17 protein-coding genes are annotated in these 19,475 nt (G+C 56.1%); 14 read left to right on the forward strand and 3 right to left on the reverse strand.

Annotated elements, in window-relative coordinates:
• Window positions 1–9: 9 nt before the first annotated feature.
• Complete coding sequence (locus SIK97_RS25755; RefSeq protein ID WP_014227452.1) at window positions 10–1,026, reverse strand: ADP-ribosylglycohydrolase family protein; 1,017 nt, start codon at window positions 1,024–1,026, stop codon at window positions 10–12.
• Between the two features lie 220 nt (window positions 1,027–1,246).
• Here SIK97_RS25755 and SIK97_RS25760 point away from each other — a divergent pair, with 220 nt between their 5' ends.
• Window positions 1,247–1,987 (forward strand): GntR family transcriptional regulator, encoded by a 741-nt coding sequence (locus SIK97_RS25760; RefSeq protein ID WP_032720758.1) that lies wholly within the window; start codon window positions 1,247–1,249, stop codon window positions 1,985–1,987.
• A 64-nt stretch (window positions 1,988–2,051) separates the two neighbouring features.
• Here SIK97_RS25760 and gppA read toward each other — a convergent pair whose 3' ends face one another.
• Window positions 2,052–3,548 carry a guanosine-5'-triphosphate,3'-diphosphate diphosphatase gene (gene gppA, locus SIK97_RS25765; RefSeq protein ID WP_162934416.1) on the reverse strand — a complete coding sequence of 499 codons (1,497 nt, stop codon included), beginning with the start codon at window positions 3,546–3,548 and terminating at the stop codon, window positions 2,052–2,054.
• Window positions 3,549–3,673: 125 nt separating this feature from the next.
• The gene (gene rhlB / locus SIK97_RS25770; protein WP_004127388.1) at window positions 3,674–4,939 is read right to left on the reverse strand and encodes an ATP-dependent RNA helicase RhlB; all 1,266 of its coding nucleotides are present in this window, start codon (window positions 4,937–4,939) and stop codon (window positions 3,674–3,676) included.
• Between the two features lie 341 nt (window positions 4,940–5,280).
• On the opposite strand from rhlB, the gene trxA reads away from it, so the two are divergent.
• The 13 genes from trxA (at window position 5,281) to wzyE (ending at window position 19,471) form a co-directional block, all read left to right on the forward strand.
• On the forward strand, window positions 5,281–5,610 hold the full coding sequence (trxA, locus tag SIK97_RS25775) for a thioredoxin TrxA (protein ID WP_004097507.1): 330 nt from the start codon (window positions 5,281–5,283) through the stop codon (window positions 5,608–5,610).
• A gap of 329 nt (window positions 5,611–5,939) precedes the next feature.
• A complete protein-coding gene (gene rho / locus SIK97_RS25780; protein WP_002883293.1) occupies window positions 5,940–7,199 on the forward strand; it encodes a transcription termination factor Rho in 1,260 nt (419 codons plus the stop codon).
• Window positions 7,200–7,441: 242 nt separating this feature from the next.
• Window positions 7,442–8,536, forward strand: coding sequence for a UDP-N-acetylglucosamine--undecaprenyl-phosphate N-acetylglucosaminephosphotransferase (gene wecA / locus SIK97_RS25785; RefSeq protein ID WP_004097511.1), 1,095 nt, complete (start codon window positions 7,442–7,444; stop codon window positions 8,534–8,536).
• A gap of 21 nt (window positions 8,537–8,557) precedes the next feature.
• Window positions 8,558–9,604 carry an ECA polysaccharide chain length modulation protein gene (gene wzzE / locus SIK97_RS25790; protein ID WP_014227454.1) on the forward strand — a complete coding sequence of 349 codons (1,047 nt, stop codon included), beginning with the start codon at window positions 8,558–8,560 and terminating at the stop codon, window positions 9,602–9,604.
• A 56-nt stretch (window positions 9,605–9,660) separates the two neighbouring features.
• Window positions 9,661–10,791: a non-hydrolyzing UDP-N-acetylglucosamine 2-epimerase gene (gene wecB, locus SIK97_RS25795; RefSeq protein ID WP_071846046.1), complete on the forward strand. Its 1,131-nt coding sequence runs from the start codon at window positions 9,661–9,663 to the stop codon at window positions 10,789–10,791.
• Window positions 10,788–12,050 carry a UDP-N-acetyl-D-mannosamine dehydrogenase gene (wecC, locus tag SIK97_RS25800; protein ID WP_032747340.1) on the forward strand — a complete coding sequence of 421 codons (1,263 nt, stop codon included), beginning with the start codon at window positions 10,788–10,790 and terminating at the stop codon, window positions 12,048–12,050. The genes wecB and wecC overlap by 4 nt, the downstream gene beginning before the upstream one ends.
• A complete protein-coding gene (rffG, locus tag SIK97_RS25805) occupies window positions 12,047–13,114 on the forward strand; it encodes a dTDP-glucose 4,6-dehydratase (RefSeq protein ID WP_032747342.1) in 1,068 nt (355 codons plus the stop codon). The genes wecC and rffG overlap by 4 nt, the downstream gene beginning before the upstream one ends.
• 17 nt (window positions 13,115–13,131) lie before the next feature.
• Window positions 13,132–14,013, forward strand: a complete 882-nt coding sequence (gene rfbA, locus SIK97_RS25810; RefSeq protein ID WP_032747344.1) for a glucose-1-phosphate thymidylyltransferase RfbA — start codon at window positions 13,132–13,134, stop codon at window positions 14,011–14,013.
• Window positions 13,991–14,665 carry a dTDP-4-amino-4,6-dideoxy-D-galactose acyltransferase gene (gene rffC / locus SIK97_RS25815; RefSeq protein ID WP_057173031.1) on the forward strand — a complete coding sequence of 225 codons (675 nt, stop codon included), beginning with the start codon at window positions 13,991–13,993 and terminating at the stop codon, window positions 14,663–14,665. The genes rfbA and rffC overlap by 23 nt, the downstream gene beginning before the upstream one ends.
• A gap of 4 nt (window positions 14,666–14,669) precedes the next feature.
• Complete coding sequence (rffA, locus tag SIK97_RS25820) at window positions 14,670–15,800, forward strand: dTDP-4-amino-4,6-dideoxygalactose transaminase (protein ID WP_004097526.1); 1,131 nt, start codon at window positions 14,670–14,672, stop codon at window positions 15,798–15,800.
• Window position 15,801: 1 nt separating this feature from the next.
• Window positions 15,802–17,052, forward strand: a complete 1,251-nt coding sequence (gene wzxE, locus SIK97_RS25825) for a lipid III flippase WzxE (RefSeq protein WP_014227457.1) — start codon at window positions 15,802–15,804, stop codon at window positions 17,050–17,052.
• Complete coding sequence (locus SIK97_RS25830; protein ID WP_049102521.1) at window positions 17,049–18,128, forward strand: TDP-N-acetylfucosamine:lipid II N-acetylfucosaminyltransferase; 1,080 nt, start codon at window positions 17,049–17,051, stop codon at window positions 18,126–18,128. Before wzxE ends, SIK97_RS25830 begins: the two co-directional genes overlap by 4 nt.
• Window positions 18,125–19,471: an ECA oligosaccharide polymerase gene (gene wzyE, locus SIK97_RS25835; protein ID WP_014227459.1), complete on the forward strand. Its 1,347-nt coding sequence runs from the start codon at window positions 18,125–18,127 to the stop codon at window positions 19,469–19,471. Before SIK97_RS25830 ends, wzyE begins: the two co-directional genes overlap by 4 nt.
• Window positions 19,472–19,475: the final 4 nt, after the last annotated feature.

Here is a 19,475-nt window from a genome sequence, read left to right on the forward strand (position 1 = left end):
CTCTGTGAATTATGCGAAGCGGTAGCCTGCAAGCCGCTGTGCGTAAGGCGCGAAGTCGATGCTGTTGGCCTGCTTAATCCGTTGTATATGTTCTTCAGGAAAAGCCTCTATGCCATGAAGCGCGCCGCAGATGGCGGTGGCCATCGCGCCAATGGTGTCGGTGTCGCCGCCTAAATTGGCTGCCAGCATAGCGCATTTCATAGGCTGCGTTTTTGCCAGCTCAACCAGAGCAATCGCTGCGGGGACGGACTCGATAATATCCATACCGGCGCCGATGTCCTCATAAATCCGTTCAATACCCGTCAGATGGTCAGTCTCCCCGGCGATCGTTTCCAGCGCCAGGTGGATACGGTTTCCCAGCAGTGGACTAAAAGTGGACTCATAATGGCGCTGCGTCTCATTGGCGAGCGACGCCAGCTCCGTTTTGATTAACGGCCATTCGGCCCCTTCAATAGCGCGGCCGATCGCCCATGCAATGACCACCGCGCCGGCGATAGCGATGTCTGATTTATGCGTCGGCAGGCAGGATAGCCGCACTTGCTCAATGAAAAACGTTCTGTCCCCGGTGGGCAGTAGACAGCCCATCGGCGCCACGCGCATTGCCGCGCCGTTGGTTACGCCGTTGGCCGCGATCTCCTCCAGCGGCTGCCCCTGTTCAAGCGCGATCAGGGAAGCCTTCGAGGTCGGGCCAAGAATATTTTTTTCAAAGGCCTGACAGCGTCTGGCCCACAGCAGAATATGCCTGGCGATGACCAGTGGATCGGTCACGCCGTTGGTTTCATTCAGGGCATCCATGAGTGCGATGCACTGATGGGTATCATCGGTGAACTCAGCGGCGCGAAATTCGCAGGCCGCAATATTCTCTTTCGGTCCGGGGAGGAAGCGCTCAATCCAGCCAAAATGGTTGATAATTCGGCGCTTAGGCCACAGTTCGGAAGGCATACCCATCGCATCACCAATGGCTTGCCCATAAAGGCAGCCGAGGATGCGGTTTTCGGTGGTATAGGTAGGGTGAATAGCAGACATCATCGGCTCCCTGGAAGAAATAAATAAAAGTTATACTAAAAGTAGATCCAGATTAAGTCCAGTTAAAGTCCTTTGTGGCCATGCTGTGATCGAAGACGCATTCTGAAAGAAAAGTGAGAAGCTAAAAAAGGGTGGGGAGACGTTATGAGGGGCTATTGATTCCAGTATGGATCCACTATGATAAATCCACTGCCACTGAATTCCGGAAGACTACGACATTATGCCGCAATCGCTGCTTGAGTATATAAAAGGGCGTCTGAATGCAGAGGCTCCCGCGCCGCTTTATATTCAACTTAAACAAGCTATTGAAGCGGCAATGACCGAGCGGTTGCTGACGCACGGCAGCATCCTGCCTTCCGAACGCAAAATGTCGCAGACGCTTGAGCTATCGCGCGTGACGGTCGTGAAGGCGCTTGATGCGCTGCTGGAGGCCGGGCTGGTTATTAAACGCCACGGAAAAGGGACCGAGGTGAATCTGCCGGTAAGTTATAACCTTGCCAGCGGCGGATTTTCTGCCCAGCTACAAAATTCAGGCACGGTGTCCAACCGATGGCTGGTGAGGGAAAAGCTGGCGGCGGATGATTTTCTGGCCCGTGAGCTGGAGATCGCGGTCGGCGATCGGGTGGCGAAAATCAAACGCGTCCGTCTGGTCGATGCCCTCCCGGTGTCTCTCGAAACCATGTTTATCCCCGAGCGTTTCTTACCCCGCCCGGATCTACTTGAAGGTTCGCTGTACGCGCACTGGGCGGAAAATGATATTTATCCCGATCTTCAGGATTACTCACTGACGGTGCATATTCCTTCGGCGGAAGAGCTGAATTTGCTCGACCTGCCGCAAGGCGTGCCATTGATGAAAATTACGCTGAAAAGCCGCAATGCTCAGGGAGAGGTGCTTGAGTACGGAACCGCATTCTGCCTGAGCAATTACTTTAATTTTGATTTCAGAGTGAAGCTGCAATAAGCGCTTTGGCATGGCCGGTGTATAAAACCCGCCATCGCTTTATGCGAGAGCGGATCGTAGCCGACTACTGCTCGTTAAGCCGCAGCGGCCAGTGAACGTAGCTCTGCCACTGGCACTCCTGTTCGACCATTTCCCGGCCCAGCGGATGATTCTCCAGCCAGCCCTGCGGCAGCGTTAACGTCAAATTTTCATCTTCGGCAGCCAGCGTAAGCATCGGCAGCAGATCGTCGCGTCGGCGGCTGGCAAACAGAATCGCCAGACGCAGCAGACGGCACATATGCTCCGCGACTCTCGGAGGCACCGCGTTTTGTTGATGAATGGATGAAAGGTCGACGGCGTTGGTTTGGTTTAACAGCAGCGTTGCCAGCAGCTTCTTTTGTGCGGGGGTAAAGCCGGGCAGGTCAAGATTGCGCACCAGCCAGGCGGCGTGCAGGGGGGCCTGCTTGTACTCCACGCTCAGACCAATTTCATGCAGCTGGCAGGCACTTTGCAGCAAATCGAAGCATAGCGGCTCAATTTCCCAGCTGTTTTCCACCTGATGAACGAAATGGGCGGCCAGTTGGGCAACGCGCTGTGCCTGTTCAGTATCAACCAGAAACCGGCGCTGAATATTGCGTAAGGTACGACTGCGAATATCCTGATCGATCGACAGGTGCAGCATGCCATAGACCAGACCTTCACGCAGCGCGCCGCCGGCGAGCGTCATACACTGAATATTCAGCTCGCTGAAGATGGCCATAAGAATCGCCAGCCCGCTGGGAAAGACGAGCGCCCGTTCAAGCGTCAGGCCTTCGATCTCCAGCTCTTCCAGACGACCGCACTGAATGGCGCGCTGTTTGAGCTGCTGTAGCTTGGCTAAGGTGATGCGTTCATCCATCCCCTGCGCCATCATGATTTCCTGTAACGCCTGAACCGTACCGGATGCCCCGACGCACACTTTCCAGCCGTGATAGCGCAGCACATCGGCGACGGGACGCAAAACTTCACGCGCGGCGGTTTCGGCCTGGTCAAAGTTCTCTTTGGTCAGGCTGCGATCGGCAAAGTAGCGTTCCAGCCAGGTCACGCAGCCCATGGACAGGCTGAAAAGCGAGGTGGTTTGCGCACCGGTACCGGTAACCAGTTCGGTGCTGGCGCCGCCAATATCCACGACCAGACGCTGATCTGCGCCGCCTGTTGTATGCGCAACGCCCTGATAAATCAGGCGCGCTTCCTCTTCACCGCTGATAACCTGAACCGCGCAGCCGAGGATTTCCCGCGCTTTCTCCAGAAAGTCACCGGCGTTAACCGCCAGGCGCAGCGTCGCTGTGGCGACCACGCGGATTTGCGTCGGGGGGATATCCTGCAAACGCTCGGCAAACAGGCGTAAACATTGCCAGCCGCGCTCCATGGCTTCCGCCGAGAGCGTATTGTCGCCGCTGAGTCCAGCGGCCAGACGGACTTTGCGTTTGATACGACTCAGGGTCTGGATGCTTCCGGCAACCTCGCGTACAACCAACATATGAAAGCTATTGGAGCCAAGATCGATAGCGGCATAGAGCGAGGTGGAGCTCATACACTTCATCCTTCAAGTTGCCTCTGTGTAGGCTGCGTTCTCTTACCCGAATCACTTACCAGCGTCAGCTTGCCGCGATTCGCTTTCCTGCGGCCTTGATGCAACTTGAATGATTTTGTGTATGGCATAGTGCTTTAACCTGAACGACGACGATTACGTGGCGGACCGTTACGACGCGGGCCGTTGCCCGGGCGCGGGCGCGTAAGACGTAGCGGTCTGGGCAGTTCAGTCATCAGCGCGTCCGAATTGTATTTGCTGACCGGAATTGAATGACCGATGTAGGTTTCAATTGCCGGCAGATTCAGCGCGTACTCTTCACAGGCCAGGCTGATGGAGTGACCGCTGGCGCCAGCGCGGCCGGTACGGCCAATACGGTGAACGTAGTCTTCGCAATCGTCCGGCAGGTCGTAGTTAAAGACGTGCGTAACGGCCGGAATATGCAGACCGCGGGCGGCAACGTCGGTTGCGACCAGAATGTCGATATCGCCGCGGGTAAATTCATCGAGAATGCGCAGGCGTTTTTTCTGCGCAACGTCGCCGGTTAACAGACCAACGCGATGGCCGTCCGCCGCCAGGTGACCCCAGATATCTTCACAACGATGTTTGGTGTTGGCGAAAATAATCGCGCGATCCGGCCACTCTTCTTCCAGCAGCGTCTGCAGCAGGCGCATTTTTTCTTCGTTGGAAGGATAGAACAGCTCTTCTTTAATACGGTGGCCCGTTTTCTGCTCAGGCTCAACTTCGACGTACTCGGCGTTGTTCATTTGTTCGAACGCCAGTTCACGGACGCGATAAGAAAGGGTGGCAGAGAACAGCATGTTCAGGCGCTGATTCGCTGGCGGCATACGGCGGAACAGCCAACGGATATCTTTAATAAAGCCGAGATCGTACATGCGATCGGCTTCGTCAAGCACGACAACCTGAATGGCGCCGAGGTTAATATGGTTCTGTTTGGCGTAGTCGATAAGGCGACCGGTGGTACCGATCAGAATATCCACGCCGCTTTCCAGCACTTTCAGCTGCTTATCGTAGCCGTCGCCGCCGTAAGCCAGGCCGAGTTTCAGACCGGTAGCCTGCGCCAGCGGTTCGGCGTCAGCGTGGATCTGAACCGCCAGTTCACGCGTCGGCGCCATGATCAGCGCGCGCGGCTGGTTGACCTGGCGGTCAGCGATCGCCGGGTGAGTGAGAAGATAATGAAACGTTGACGTCAGAAACGCCATCGTTTTACCGGTACCGGTTTGCGCCTGCCCGGCGACATCGCGACCTTCCAGCGTAAGCGGGAGGGCGAGTGCCTGAATGGGTGTACAATTATGAAACCCTTTCTTTTCAAGGGCTTCAATCACTGCCGGGTGCAGGGCGAAGTCGGAAAACTTCTGTTCTGTTAAATGTGTTTTGCTCATAGTGTGGTAGAATATCAGCTAACTATTGCATTAAGAAAGCGTATCCGGTGAAATAACGTCAACCTTTCGTTGGCTATGTATGAAATTATTCAAGGTGCGTCTGCGGCAACTGAACGAATCTTCGAAAGCTTAGACTACTAAGCGAGGCGAGGGTGACAAATCTGCGATAAGCCGGTTTGAACGCTGGTTGCTTTATCTTTTGCGGGGCAAAGTTCATGATGGGCATTGTGATGCAGAGAGATAAAAGAGGCATTCTGAAGAACAGCGTGCATAACGTAGCATCGACACGTCGTTGATGGCCGCGACACCAACACACCAGGCTTATTCCTGTGGAGTTAAATATGAGCGATAAAATTATTCACCTGACTGACGACAGTTTTGACACGGACGTACTCAAGGCTGACGGGCTAACCCTCGTCGATTTCTGGGCAGAGTGGTGTGGTCCGTGCAAAATGATCGCCCCGATTCTGGATGAGATCGCTGAAGAGTATCAGGGCAAACTGACCATTGCGAAACTGAACATCGATCAGAACCCGGGTACTGCGCCGAAATACGGCATTCGCGGCATCCCGACCCTGCTGCTGTTCAAAAATGGCGAAGTGGCAGCGACCAAAGTTGGCGCGCTGTCCAAAGGACAGCTGAAAGAGTTCCTCGACGCCAACCTGGCGTAAGCGGCTTGTTCTCCCGGCGTCCAGCGTCCAATTTTTTGCGGATCTCTGGACGCCCGGCGAGAGTCGTGCTAAGTTAATCTCAGACTTCGTTTTAAACATACCTTTGTTTGAATCTTGTTTTACCCAAAGCGTCCCGCAAAAATGCGCGTGAGGCTTATAATCCGGGCTTATCACTCATTCCGTTTAGTCGTTTCAGTTCTGCGTTCTTTCCTGTGACCAGGCAACGTACAGACACGAGATGAAGGCCGTTAACAGGCATGGATGTTCCTGCCATACCATTCACAACATTAAGTTCGAGAATTACCCCGAGTTTAAGAACCCACACCATTATGAATCTTACCGAATTAAAGAATACGCCGGTTTCTGAGCTGATTACTCTCGGCGAAAATATGGGGCTGGAAAACCTGGCCCGTATGCGTAAGCAGGATATTATTTTTGCCATCCTCAAGCAGCATTCGAAGAGTGGCGAGGATATCTTTGGCGATGGCGTACTGGAGATACTGCAGGATGGATTTGGTTTCCTCCGTTCAGCAGACAGCTCCTACCTCGCCGGTCCCGACGACATCTACGTATCCCCCAGCCAAATCCGCCGCTTCAACCTCCGCACTGGTGACACCATTTCCGGTAAGATTCGTCCTCCTAAAGAGGGTGAGCGTTACTTTGCGTTGTTGAAAGTTAACGAAGTTAACTACGATAAGCCGGAAAACGCGCGTAACAAGATTCTGTTCGAGAACTTAACCCCTCTGCACGCAAATTCACGTCTGCGTATGGAGCGTGGTAACGGCTCAACGGAAGACTTAACCGCTCGCGTCCTGGATCTGGCATCGCCGATCGGCCGCGGCCAGCGTGGTCTGATTGTTGCGCCGCCGAAGGCCGGTAAAACCATGCTGCTGCAGAACATCGCGCAGAGCATTGCGTACAACCATCCTGATTGCGTTCTGATGGTACTGCTGATCGACGAACGTCCGGAAGAAGTGACCGAGATGCAGCGTCTGGTTAAAGGTGAAGTTGTCGCTTCTACCTTTGACGAGCCGGCATCTCGCCACGTTCAGGTTGCCGAGATGGTTATCGAGAAAGCGAAGCGTCTGGTTGAGCATAAGAAAGACGTTATCATCCTGCTCGACTCCATTACCCGTCTGGCGCGTGCCTACAACACCGTCGTCCCGGCTTCCGGTAAAGTGTTGACCGGTGGTGTGGACGCCAACGCCCTGCATCGTCCGAAGCGTTTCTTCGGTGCCGCGCGTAACGTGGAAGAGGGCGGCAGCCTGACGATTATCGCTACGGCGCTGATCGATACCGGTTCTAAAATGGACGAAGTTATCTACGAAGAGTTTAAAGGCACCGGTAACATGGAGCTTCACCTCTCTCGTAAGATCGCAGAAAAACGCGTCTTCCCGGCTATCGACTACAACCGTTCCGGTACCCGTAAAGAAGAGCTGCTCACCACTCAGGAAGAGCTGCAGAAGATGTGGATCCTGCGTAAAATCATTCACCCGATGGGTGAGATCGACGCGATGGAATTCCTCATCAATAAACTGGCGATGACTAAAACTAACGATGACTTCTTCGACATGATGAAGCGCTCGTAAGCTAAAAACGCCAGAGAACGCCACGCTATTGCGTGGCGTTTTGTTTTCCGGGTTTGTATGATCCAGGAAGGGAAAACAAAATGGGTCTTAACGTATGATATGCGCAGGATGATGGCAGGCAGAGACGGCTTTAACAGTCTAAAATTTCTACAATAAATTTGTAATGTTCTGCTTTGCCCCTTCTGGAGTTGAGGCATCATCGTTATACTTCCCGGATTAACTATGCTGAGAGCACATGCGTTGTGAATTTACTCACTGCTATTACTGAATTAATCAGTATTTTCTTATTCACCACCCTGTTTATATTTATCGCTCGCAAGGCGGCAAAAAGAGTTGGGCTGGTGGATAAACCTAACTATCGCAAACGGCATCAGGGTTTGATTCCGTTAGTCGGTGGTATTTCAGTTTTCGCAGGTATTTGTTTTACGTTTGCTATCGCCGATTATTACATTCCCCACGCTCGGTTATACCTGGGATGTGCCGGGGTGCTCGTGCTGGTCGGTGCGCTGGACGACCGCTTTGATATCAGCGTAAAAATTCGCGCGGTTATTCAAGCCGCTATCGCCGTCATTATGATGATGGTGGGTAATCTTCATCTTAGTAGCCTCGGTTTTATATTCGGCTCATGGGAGCTGGTGCTCGGCCCTTTTGGCTTCTTCCTCACGCTGTTCGCCGTCTGGGCGGCGATCAACGCCTTCAATATGGTTGATGGTATCGATGGGCTGCTTGGCGGTCTATCGTCAGTCTCTTTCGCGGCAACGGGCATTATCCTGTGGTTTGATGGCCAGTACAGCCTGGCGATGTGGTGTTTTGCGATGATTGCCGCCATTTTGCCCTATATTTTACTTAACCTCGGTGCGCTTGGTCGTCGCTATAAGGTCTTTATGGGTGATGCCGGCAGCACCATGATTGGCTTCACTATCATCTGGATCCTGCTGGAGACCACGCAGGGAAAAACGCATCCTATCAGCCCGGTCACGGCGCTGTGGATTATCGCTATTCCGTTGATGGATATGGTGGCGATTATGTACCGTCGCCTGCGCAAAGGGATGAGCCCATTCTCCCCGGACCGTCAGCATATTCATCATTTAATCATGCGCGCCGGGTTTACTTCCCGTCAGGCGTTTGTGCTGATCACCCTGGCCGCCGCGCTGCTGGCCCTGGTTGGCGTGGTGGCGGAATACACCCGCATTGTTCCTGAATGGGTGATGTTAATACTCTTTTTGTTAGCCTTCTTTCTTTATGGCTACTGCATTAAACGCGCCTGGAAAGTGGCGCGCATGGTTAAGCGCATTAGACGCAGAATACGGCGACACAGCGGCAATAATCCAAATTAACCAAGTCAATCTGGGGACGTGATGACTCAACCATTACCGGGAGCACAAACAGTGAACGTTGAGAACGAGCTGGATATTCGCGGGCTGTTTCGCGCCTTATGGGCCGGAAAAAGCTGGATAGCAGGTATCGCAGTGCTCTTTGCACTGATTGTTCTGGTTTATACCTTTTTTGCTCGTCAGGAGTGGAGCGCGACGGCGATTACCGACCGACCGACGGTGAACATGCTGGGGGGATACTATTCACAACAGCAGTTCTTACGCAATCTCGATATCAAGGCCAATCTCGTCTCTGTCGATCAGCCTTCGGTCATGGACGAAGCATATAAAGAGTTCATCATGCAGCAGGCGTCGTGGGATACCCGCCGCGACTTCTGGTTGCAAACGGACTACTACAAGCAGCGCCAGTCGGGTAACGCTCGCGCCGATGCCGCGCTGTTGGATGACCTGATTAACGATATCCAGTTCATGCCCGGCGATGCGCTAAAAAGCATCAACGATAGCGTGAAGCTGACGGCAGAAACCGCGCCTGATGCCAACAATCTGCTGCGCCAGTATGTGGCTTTCGCCAGCCAGCGTGCGGCAGGGCATCTGAATGATGAGCTCAAAGGCGCCTGGGCCGCGCGTACCGTACAGATGAAAGCGCAGGTGAAGCGCCAGGAAGAGGTGGCGCGAGAGATTTTCAATCGCCGCATGCACAGCGTGGAACAGGCGCTGAAAGTCGCGCAGCAGCACAACATCTCCCGCAGCGAAACCGATATTCCACCAGATCAGCTGCCGGATTCCGAGCTGTTTTTACTGGGGCGGCCAATGCTGCAGGCCCGGCTGGAAAATCTGCAGGCGGTGGGGCCGCAGTACGATCTTGATTATGACCAAAGCCGCGCCATGTTAACGACGTTGAACGTGGGGCCGACCCTGGACCCGCGTTTTCAGACTTACAGGTATTTGCGAACGCCTGAAGAACCGGTAAAACGCGATAGCCCGCGCCGCGTGTTTCTGATGGTGATGTGGGGGATTGTGGGCGCGCTCATCGGCGCAGGCGTTGCGTTATCGCGTCGCCGTGTCCAGTGAATGCGGCCTGTGGTGAAGGACATGTCGCCTTCATCGCCTAATCGAAGAGAATCGATGTGAAAGTACTAACGGTATTTGGCACGAGACCAGAAGCTATCAAGATGGCGCCTCTGGTTCATGCGCTGGCAAAGGATCCTCATTTTGAGGCGAAAGTTTGCGTGACCGCGCAGCATCGGGAGATGCTCGATCAGGTGTTGAAACTTTTTTCTATTGTTCCGGAATACGACCTTAACATTATGCAGCCGGGTCAGGGATTGACGGAGATTACCTGTCGCATCCTTGAAGGTTTAAAGCCGGTGCTGGAGTCGTTTAAACCAGACGTGGTGCTGGTGCATGGTGATACCACCACGACGATGGCGGCAAGCCTGGCCGCTTTCTATCAGCGGATCCCGGTAGGACACGTGGAAGCCGGGCTGCGCACGGGCGATCTGAGCTCGCCGTGGCCGGAGGAGGGGAACCGTACGTTGACCGGGCATCTGGCGACGTACCACTTTGCGCCGACGGAAACCTCAAGGCAGAACCTGCTGCGGGAAAACATCGCCGACAATCGGATCACGGTAACCGGTAATACGGTTATTGACGCGCTATTCTGGGTGCGCGACCGGGTGTTGAGCGATGGAGCCCTGCACAACGAGCTGACTCAGCGTTATCCCTTCCTCGCCAACGGCAAGAAGATGATTCTGGTCACCGGACACCGTCGGGAAAGCTTTGGCCGCGGTTTCGAGCAAATCTGCCATGCGCTGGCGGAGATCGCCGCGAACAATCCGGACGTACAGATCGTCTATCCGGTGCATTTGAATCCGAACGTCAGCGAACCGGTGAAGCGCATTCTCGGCCACGTTGAGAACGTCATACTTATTGAGCCGCAGGATTATTTGCCGTTTGTCTGGCTGATGAACCGCGCGTGGTTGATCCTGACCGATTCCGGCGGTATCCAGGAAGAGGCTCCCTCGCTCGGGAAACCGGTGCTGGTGATGCGTGAAATGACCGAGCGCCCGGAGGCGGTCAGCGCGGGCACCGTGTGCCTGGTGGGTACCGATAGCCAGCGCATCGTCAATGAGGTCACGCGCCTGCTGCAAGATGAGTCCGCGTATCAGGCCATGAGCCGGGCGCATAACCCGTATGGCGATGGACATGCGTGTCATCGTATTTTGTCTGCACTTAAAAATAATCAGGTAACGCTATGAATTTTTCTACCATTTCAGTGATTGGCCTTGGATATATTGGCCTGCCAACCGCTGCCGCGTTCGCCTCCCGGCAAAAGCGGGTGGTCGGCGTTGATATCAATCAACACGCCGTGGAGACCATTAACCGTGGTGAAATTCATATCGTGGAGCCGGATCTGGCGAGCGTCGTCAAAACGGCGGTCGAGCAGGGCTACCTGAGCGCCACTACCGCGCCGGTAGAAGCCGACGCTTACCTGATTGCGGTGCCGACGCCGTTTAAAGACCTGCATGAACCGGATATGGTTTTCGTCGAGTCGGCGGCGAAATCTATCGCACCGACGCTGAAGAAAGGGTCGCTGGTTATCCTTGAGTCCACCTCGCCGGTGGGGGCAACCGAGCAGATGGCGGGCTGGCTGGCGGAAATGCGCCCCGATCTGAGCTTCCCGCAGCAGGTTGGCGAAGCGGCGGACGTCAATATCGCCTACTGTCCGGAGCGCGTGTTGCCGGGGCAGGTGATGGTTGAGCTGATTAAAAACGATCGCGTGATTGGCGGCATGTCGCCGGTTTGCTCAGCCCGCGCCAGCGAGCTGTATAAAATTTTCCTCGAAGGCGAATGCGTGGTGACCAACTCGCGCACCGCCGAGATGTGCAAGCTGACTGAAAACAGCTTCCGCGACGTTAATATCGCTTTTGCCAATGAACTTTCGCTAATTTGCGCCGATCAGGGGATCAACGTCTGGGAACTGATTCGTCTGGCGAATCGTCATCCGCGCGTCAATATCCTCCAGCCGGGGCCGGGCGTTGGCGGCCACTGCATTGCGGTCGACCCGTGGTTTATCGTGGCGCAAAACCCGCAGCAGGCGCGGATTATCCGGACCGCGCGTGAAGTCAACGACCACAAACCAGAATGGGTGATCGATCAGGTCAAAGCGCGGGTCGCCGACTGCCTCGCCGCCAGCAACAAACGCGCCAGCGAGCTAAAAATCGCCTGTTTTGGCCTCGCGTTTAAGCCGAATATTGATGACCTGCGCGAAAGCCCGGCCATGGCCATTGCCGCGCAGATCGCCCGCTGGCACGGCGGCGAAACCCTGGTCGTTGAGCCAAATATTCATCAGCTGCCGAAAAAGCTCGACGGACTGTGCGCTCTGGCGTCGCTGGACGAGGCGCTGGCGAGCGCCGATGTGCTGGTGATGCTGGTCGATCATAAAGAATTTAAAGCGGTTGGCGGGGAGAGCGTTAGCCAGCAGTTTATCGTCGATACCAAAGGGGTGTGGCGGTGAGCACGATTCTGGTCACCGGCGGCGCCGGATTCATCGGTTCGGCGGTGGTACGCGAAATCATTACCGCAACCAGCGATAACGTGGTGATTATTGATAAGCTGACCTACGCGGGGAATCTGATGTCGCTGGCGCCTGTCGCCGGCGATCCGCGTTTTGCTTTTGAACGGGTGGATATCTGCAATCGCGCCGAACTGGATCGGGTATTTCTCCACTATCAGCCCGATACGGTGATGCATCTGGCTGCCGAAAGCCACGTCGACCGCTCTATTGATGGCCCGGCGGCGTTTATCGAAACCAACATTGTCGGGACCTATACGCTGCTGGAAGCTGCTCGGGCCTGGTGGAATACGCTGGCGAGCGATAAAAAATCCGCCTTTCGTTTCCACCACATCTCAACGGATGAGGTCTATGGCGATCTACACGACAGCGGCGCGTTTTTTACCGAAACAACGGCCTATGCGCCCAGCAGTCCCTATTCGGCCTCGAAAGCCAGCAGCGATCATCTGGTTCGCGCCTGGCAGAGGACCTACGGCTTGCCGGCGCTGGTCACTAACTGCTCGAATAACTATGGGCCGTATCATTTCCCGGAAAAACTGATCCCGCTGACCATCCTGAATGCGCTGGCGGGCAAACCGCTGCCGGTTTATGGCAACGGGCAGCAGATCCGCGACTGGCTGTTCGTTGAAGATCACGCCAGGGCGCTCTATCAGGTAGCAACGCGCGGTGAGCCGGGCGAAACTTACAATATTGGCGGCCATAATGAACGGAAGAATATCGAGGTGGTAGAAACCATTTGCGATCTGCTGGAAGAGCTGGCGCCGCACAAGCCGGATGGCCTGGCGTGCTATCGCGATCTCATCACTTTTGTTGCCGATCGTCCCGGCCATGACCTGCGTTATGCCATTGACGCGACGAAAATAGAGCGTGAGCTGGGCTGGACGCCGGATGAAACGTTTACCAGCGGGATGCGCAAAACCGTTGCGTGGTATCTGGCCAATGAATCCTGGTGGCGGCAGGTGCTGGACGGCAGCTATCAGGGCGAACGCCTGGGGCTGCATGCCTGAGCGCTTGAGGGGGAAAAATGAAAGGTATTATTCTGGCAGGCGGATCGGGTACTCGCCTGCATCCGATCACGCGCGGCGTCTCAAAACAGCTGCTACCTATCTACGACAAGCCGATGATCTACTATCCGCTCTCGGTGCTGATGCTGGCCGGGATTCGCGAAGTGTTGATCATTACCACTCCGGATGACCAGCGTGATTTCCAACGACTGCTTGGTGATGGTTCGGAGTTCGGCATGCAGCTAAGCTACGCCGCGCAGCCAAGCCCGGACGGGCTGGCGCAGGCTTTTATCATCGGCGAGGCGTTCCTCAACGGTGAGCCCTCATGCCTGGTGCTCGGCGATAATATCTTTTTCGGCCAGGGTTTTAGCCCGAAGCTGCGCAGCGTCGCGGCCCGCACTTCCGGGGCGACGGTGTTTGGTTATCAGGTGATGGACCCGGAACGCTTTGGCGTGGTGGAATTTGATGACGATTTCCGCGCGATTTCGCTGGAGGAGAAGCCAAAGCAGCCCAAATCCAACTGGGCGGTAACCGGCCTCTATTTCTACGACGGTAAAGTCGCGGAATACGCAAAACGGGTTAAACCCTCGGCGCGCGGCGAGCTGGAGATCACCTCCATCAATCAAATGTATCTCGACGATGGCGCGCTAACGGTTGAGCTACTGGGCCGCGGTTTTGCCTGGCTCGATACCGGCACGCACGATAGCCTGATCGAGGCCAGTATGTTTGTGCAAACGGTGGAAAAGCGTCAGGGCTTTAAGATTGCCTGCCTGGAAGAGATCGCCTGGCGCAACGGCTGGCTGGACGACGACGGCGTGAAGCGAGCGGCGAAACGACTGGAAAAAACCGGCTACGGCCAATACTTACTGGATTTACTCCGTGCCCGCCCGCGCCAGTATTGAGCCCCTTGAGTGGGAAAACCGCTTCTTCGGCGTCAATAGCGCCATTCTCCGCTTTGGCGACGATGCGCCGCCGCTGACGGTGCAAGCGCTGGCGGGATGGTCGCGGGTGCAGGCGAAAGTCGCGGCGGATAATGCCGCGCGCCTGGATGCGCTGCAGGCATTAGGCTTCCGGCTGGTGGAGGGCGAGGTCGATCTTGCGCTTTCGCCCGCGGCTTCTGATGATATCGGCGCCGAGCCGGCGACAGAGGTGGATATCCCCCGGCTGCGCGAACAGGCGGCGCTGGCCTTTGCGCAGAGCCGTTTTCGCGCCCCGTGGTATTCCGACGATGCCAGCGGTCGTTTCTATGCCCAGTGGATTGAAAATGCGGTGCGCGGAACCTTCGATCACCAGTGTCTGGTGCTTCGCGCCCCTGACGGCGATATTCGCGCGTTTGTCTCCTTGCGCCAGCTCAGCGAGCGCGAGGCGAGGATTGGCCTGCTGGCCGGACGCGGCGCCGGAGCGGAATTAATGCAGGCGGCGCAGCGCTGGGCCGCGCTGCGCGAGCTGACGACACTGCGGGTGGCGACCCAGATGGGCAACACCGCCGCGCTTAAACGTTACATTCTTAGCGGTGCCAATGTCGAAAGCACCGCGTACTGGTTATACAGGTGACATGATGATTCCATTTAACGCGCCGCCGGTGGTGGGTACCGAGCTTGATTATATGCAGTCCGCGATGGGGAGCGGCAAGCTGTGCGGCGATGGCGGTTTTACCCGCCGCTGCCAGCAGTGGATGGAGCAGCGTTTCGGCACCGCGAAAGCGCTGCTGACGCCATCCTGCACCGCTTCGCTGGAAATGGCCGCGCTGCTGCTGGATATTCAGCCGGGCGATGAAGTGATTATGCCGAGCTATACCTTCGTCTCCACCGCCAACGCCTTTGTGCTGCGCGGCGCGAAAATCGTCTTCGTTGATATTCGTCGCGATACCATGAATATCGATGAAACGCTGATTGAAGCGGCCATCACCGAGAAAACCCGCGCGATTGTACCGGTCCACTACGCCGGCGTGGCCTGCGAGATGGACACCATTATGGCTATCGCCAGCAAGCATAATCTGTTTGTGGTGGAGGATGCTGCTCAGGGCGTGATGTCGACCTATAAAGGCCGGGCGCTCGGCACTATCGGCCATATTGGCTGCTTCAGCTTCCATGAAACCAAAAACTACACCGCGGGCGGTGAAGGCGGCGCAACGCTGATTAACGATCGCACGCTGATAGAGCGCGCGGAGATCATTCGTGAAAAAGGCACCAACCGCAGCCAATTTTTCCGTGGCCTGGTGGATAAATATACCTGGCGCGATATCGGCTCCAGCTACCTGATGTCCGATTTACAGGCGGCCTATCTGTGGGCGCAGCTGGAAGCGGCGGAGCGGATTAACCAGCAGCGTCTGGCGCTGTGGCAGAACTACTACGACGCCCTGCTGCCGCTGGCGCGCGCCGGGCGTATCGATCTGCCCATCGTGCCTGCCGACTGCGGGCAAAATGCGCATATGTTCTATATCAAGCTGCGCGATATTGACGATCGCAGCAAGCTGATCGCCTGGCTGAAAGAGGCGGAAATTCTGGCGGTATTCCACTATATCCCGCTGCACAGCTGCCCGGCCGGGGAGAACTTCGGCGAGTTCCACGGGACGGATCGCTACACGACCCAGGAGAGCGAACGTCTGCTGCGCCTGCCGTTATTCTACAATTTGTCGAACGTTAACCAGCGCACGGTGATTAACTCGCTGCTGAGCTATTTCTCCTGATATGTCGCTGGCAAAAGCGTCTCTGTGGACCGCGGCGTCCACGCTGGTCAAAATCGGCGCCGGTCTGCTGGTGGTAAAACTGCTGGCCGTGTCGTTCGGCCCGGCTGGCGTGGGGCAGGCGGGTAACTTCCGCCAGCTGGTGACCGTGCTTGGCGTGCTGGCGGGGGCCGGGATATTCAACGGCGTCACGAAGCTGGTGGCGCAGCATCATGACGATCGCCGGCAGTTGAACAACGTCGTTGGCACCGCTTCAGCGATGGTACTCGGTTTCTCCACCCTGCTGGCGCTGATCTTCCTGCTGGCGGCCGCGCCAATAAGCCAGGGGCTATTCGGTCATCAACATTACCAGAATCTGGTACGGCTGGTGGCGCTGGTGCAGATGGGGATTGCCTGGGCGAATTTCCTGTTAGCGCTGATGAAAGGCTTTCGCGATGCGGCGGGTAATGCGCTGTCGCTTATCGCCGGGAGCCTGATAGGCGTGGCGGCGTACTATGCCTGCTACCGTTTTGGCGGTTATCAGGGCGCATTGCTGGGGCTGGCGCTGGTGCCGGCGCTGGTGGTGGTGCCGGCTGCTATCGTACTGTGGCGTCGCGGCAATATTCCGCTAAGCGCGCTGCGTCCGCGCTGGGACAACGGCCTGGCGGGGCAGCTGTCGAAATTTACCCTGATGGCGCTAATTACCTCGGTGACGCTGCCGGTCGCCTACGTGATGATGCGTAACCTGCTGGCGGCCCACTATGGCTGGGACGCGGTGGGGATCTGGCAAGGGGTGAGCAGCATCTCCGACGCCTATTTGCAGTTTATTACCGCGTCATTTAGCGTTTATCTTTTACCGACGCTGTCCCGTCTGACGGCGAAAGCGGATATCACCCGCGAGATTGGCAAATCGTTAAAATTTGTCCTCCCGGCGGTGGCGGCAGCGAGCTTAACGGTGTGGCTGCTGCGTGATTTCGCTATCTGGCTGCTGTTTTCCGACCGCTTTACGGCAATGCGCGATCTGTTTGCCTGGCAGCTGGTGGGCGATGTGTTAAAGGTCGGGGCTTATGTTTATGGCTATCTGGTGATCGCCAAAGCCTCGCTGCGTTTTTATATTCTGACGGAAATCAGCCAGTTCACGCTGTTGACCGCATTCTCGCACTGGCTTATCCCGGCGCACGGCGCAATCGGCGCGGCGCAGGCGTATATGGCTACCTATATTGTTTATTTCGCCCTCTGCAGCGGCGTGTTTTTACTTTGGCGTAAACGGGCATGACAGCACTGATACATGTACTGGGATCGGATATCCCGCACCACAACCAGACTGTGCTGCGGTTCTTTAATGATGAGCTGGCCGTGGATGACGAACAGGCTCGCCTGTTTATGGTCGTCGGTGATGCGACAGAAATTTGCGCCGCTTATCCCGCACTCTCCATTCGCTGCTATCCGGGGAAAAAGTCGCTGGCAAAGGCGGTTATCGCGCTGGCAAAGGCGAACCGGCAGCAGCGCTTTTTCTTTCACGGCCAGTTCAATACCGGCCTGTGGCTGGCGTTGCTCAGCGGCGGGATCCGCCCGGCGCAGTTTAACTGGCATATCTGGGGAGCGGATCTGTACGAGAACTCCGCGAGCCTGAAGTTTCGCCTGTTTTATCCCCTGCGGCGCCTGGCGCAGGGCCGGGTAGGCCGCGTGTTTGCGACCCGGGGCGATCTGAGCTGGTTCGCCGCCCGCCACTCTGGCGTAGCGGGAGAGCTACTCTACTTTCCGACCCGCATGGATCCGGCGCTGAATTCGCTCGCCGATAGCGCGCCGCGCGGCGACACGCTGACTATCCTGGTGGGTAATTCCGGCGACCGTAGCAACGAGCATATTGCGGCGCTGCGTGCGATTCGCCAGCAGTTTGGCGATACGGTTAACGTTGTCGTGCCGATGGGTTATCCGGCAAATAATGGCGACTACATCAACGAAGTCCGCGCGGCCGGCGCGGCGCTGTTCAGCCCGCAGCATTTCCAGGTATTGAGCGACAAGCTGGCGTTTGATGACTACCTTGCCCTGCTGCGCCGCTGCGATCTTGGCTACTTCCTGTTTGCCCGCCAGCAGGGTATCGGCACGCTGTGCCTGCTGATTCAGGCGGGGATCCCCTGCGTGCTGAACCGGGAGAATCCCTTCTGGCAGGATATGTCGGAGCAGCATATTCCGGTACTCTTTACCAGCGATGCGCTGGACGTGAGCGTTGTGCGTGAAGCGCAGCGCCAGCTGGCCGGCGTGGATAAAAATCAAATCGCCTTCTTCCGGCCGAATTACCTGACGGGCTGGCGACGAGCGTTGCGAATTGCTGCGGGGGTGGATGCATGACATTAATGCAATTTAGCGGGCTGCTGCTGGTCTGGCTGCTGTCGACGCTATTTATCGCCACCGCCACGTACTTTGAATTTCGTCGCGTACGCTTCAACTTCAACGTCTTTTTCTCGCTGCTGTATCTGCTGACGTTTTTCTTTGGCTTCCCGCTGACCAGTATTCTGGTGTTCCGCTTTGACGTCGCGGTCGCCCCGCCGGAAATTCTGCTGCAAACCCTGCTGGTTTCCGTCTGCTTTTATGCGGTTTACTACGTGACTTATAAAACGCGGCTACGGTCGGCGACGCACGGTCATCCGCATCGTCCGCTGTTTACGATGAATCGCGTGGAGACCCACCTCACCTGGGGCATTTTGCTGGGGCTGGCGCTGCTTTGTGTCGGCATCTTCTTTGCGCATAACGGCTTCCTGTTATTCAAGCTCAACTCCTATAGCCAGATCTTCTCCAGCGAAGTCTCCGGCGTGGCGCTAAAGCGCTTCTTCTACTTTTTCATCCCGGCAATGCTGGTGGTCTATTTTCTGCGTCAGGATTATAAAGCGTGGATATTCTTCCTTGTCAGCACCGTCGCCTTTGGCCTGCTGACCTACGCCATCGTTGGCGGCACCCGGGCGAATATCATCATCGCGTTTGCCATCTTCCTGTTTATCGGCATCATTCGCGGCTGGATCAGCCTGTGGATGCTGGCGGCGGCGGGCGTGCTGGGCATCGTCGGTATGTTCTGGCTGGCCCTGAAGCGCTATGGCATGAACGTCAGCGGCGATGAGGCGTTTTATACTTTCCTCTATCTGACCCGCGACACCTTCTCGCCGTGGGAGAATCTGGCCCTGTTGCTGCAAAATTACGACAAGATTGAGTTCCAGGGGCTGGCGCCAATCATCCGGGATTTTTACGTCTTTATCCCCAGCTGGTTGTGGCACGGTCGTCCGACAATGGTGCTCAATACCGCGAACTATTTCACCTGGGAAGTATTGAATAATCATTCTGGTCTGGCGATTTCGCCGACCCTGATTGGCTCGCTGGTGGTGATGGGCGGCGTCTGGTTCGTCCCGCTGGGCGCGGTGGCGGTTGGGCTGATTATTAAATGGTTTGACTGGCTGTACGAGCTTGGCAACCGGGAAACGAACCGCTATAAAGCGGCGATTCTGCACAGTTTCTGTTTTGGCGCTATCTTCAACATGATCGTGCTGGCGCGTGAAGGGCTGGATTCATTTGGCTCTCGCGTGGTTTTTTTCCTCGTTATCTTTGGGATCTGCCTGCTGGCGGCAAAACTGCTGTACTGGTTCCTGGATAGCGTGGGGCTGATTCACCGGCGGGCCAAACCGCTGACGCAACCTCAAGTCTGATAAG

Source organism: Klebsiella sp. JN_Kp126, assembly GCF_033843325.1.
Classification (GTDB): domain Bacteria; phylum Pseudomonadota; class Gammaproteobacteria; order Enterobacterales; family Enterobacteriaceae; genus Klebsiella; species Klebsiella michiganensis.

What these genes read in the sequence shown, in the direction of transcription:
- wzxE (WP_014227457.1), top strand. Translation starts at nt 15,802, where the DNA reads ATGTCGCTGGCAAAAGCGTCTCTGTGGACCGCGGCGTCCACGCTGGTC.
- wzyE (WP_014227459.1), top strand. Translation starts at nt 18,125, where the DNA reads ATGACATTAATGCAATTTAGCGGGCTGCTGCTGGTCTGGCTGCTGTCG.
- gppA (WP_162934416.1), bottom strand. Translation starts at nt 3,548, where the DNA reads ATGAAGTGTATGAGCTCCACCTCGCTCTATGCCGCTATCGATCTTGGC.
- rfbA (WP_032747344.1), top strand. Translation starts at nt 13,132, where the DNA reads ATGAAAGGTATTATTCTGGCAGGCGGATCGGGTACTCGCCTGCATCCG.
- wzzE (WP_014227454.1), top strand. Translation starts at nt 8,558, where the DNA reads ATGACTCAACCATTACCGGGAGCACAAACAGTGAACGTTGAGAACGAG.
- SIK97_RS25755 (WP_014227452.1), bottom strand. Translation starts at nt 1,026, where the DNA reads ATGTCTGCTATTCACCCTACCTATACCACCGAAAACCGCATCCTCGGC.
- trxA (WP_004097507.1), top strand. Translation starts at nt 5,281, where the DNA reads ATGAGCGATAAAATTATTCACCTGACTGACGACAGTTTTGACACGGAC.
- SIK97_RS25830 (WP_049102521.1), top strand. Translation starts at nt 17,049, where the DNA reads ATGACAGCACTGATACATGTACTGGGATCGGATATCCCGCACCACAAC.
- SIK97_RS25760 (WP_032720758.1), top strand. Translation starts at nt 1,247, where the DNA reads ATGCCGCAATCGCTGCTTGAGTATATAAAAGGGCGTCTGAATGCAGAG.
- rho (WP_002883293.1), top strand. Translation starts at nt 5,940, where the DNA reads ATGAATCTTACCGAATTAAAGAATACGCCGGTTTCTGAGCTGATTACT.
- rhlB (WP_004127388.1), bottom strand. Translation starts at nt 4,939, where the DNA reads ATGAGCAAAACACATTTAACAGAACAGAAGTTTTCCGACTTCGCCCTG.
- rffA (WP_004097526.1), top strand. Translation starts at nt 14,670, where the DNA reads ATGATTCCATTTAACGCGCCGCCGGTGGTGGGTACCGAGCTTGATTAT.
- wecC (WP_032747340.1), top strand. Translation starts at nt 10,788, where the DNA reads ATGAATTTTTCTACCATTTCAGTGATTGGCCTTGGATATATTGGCCTG.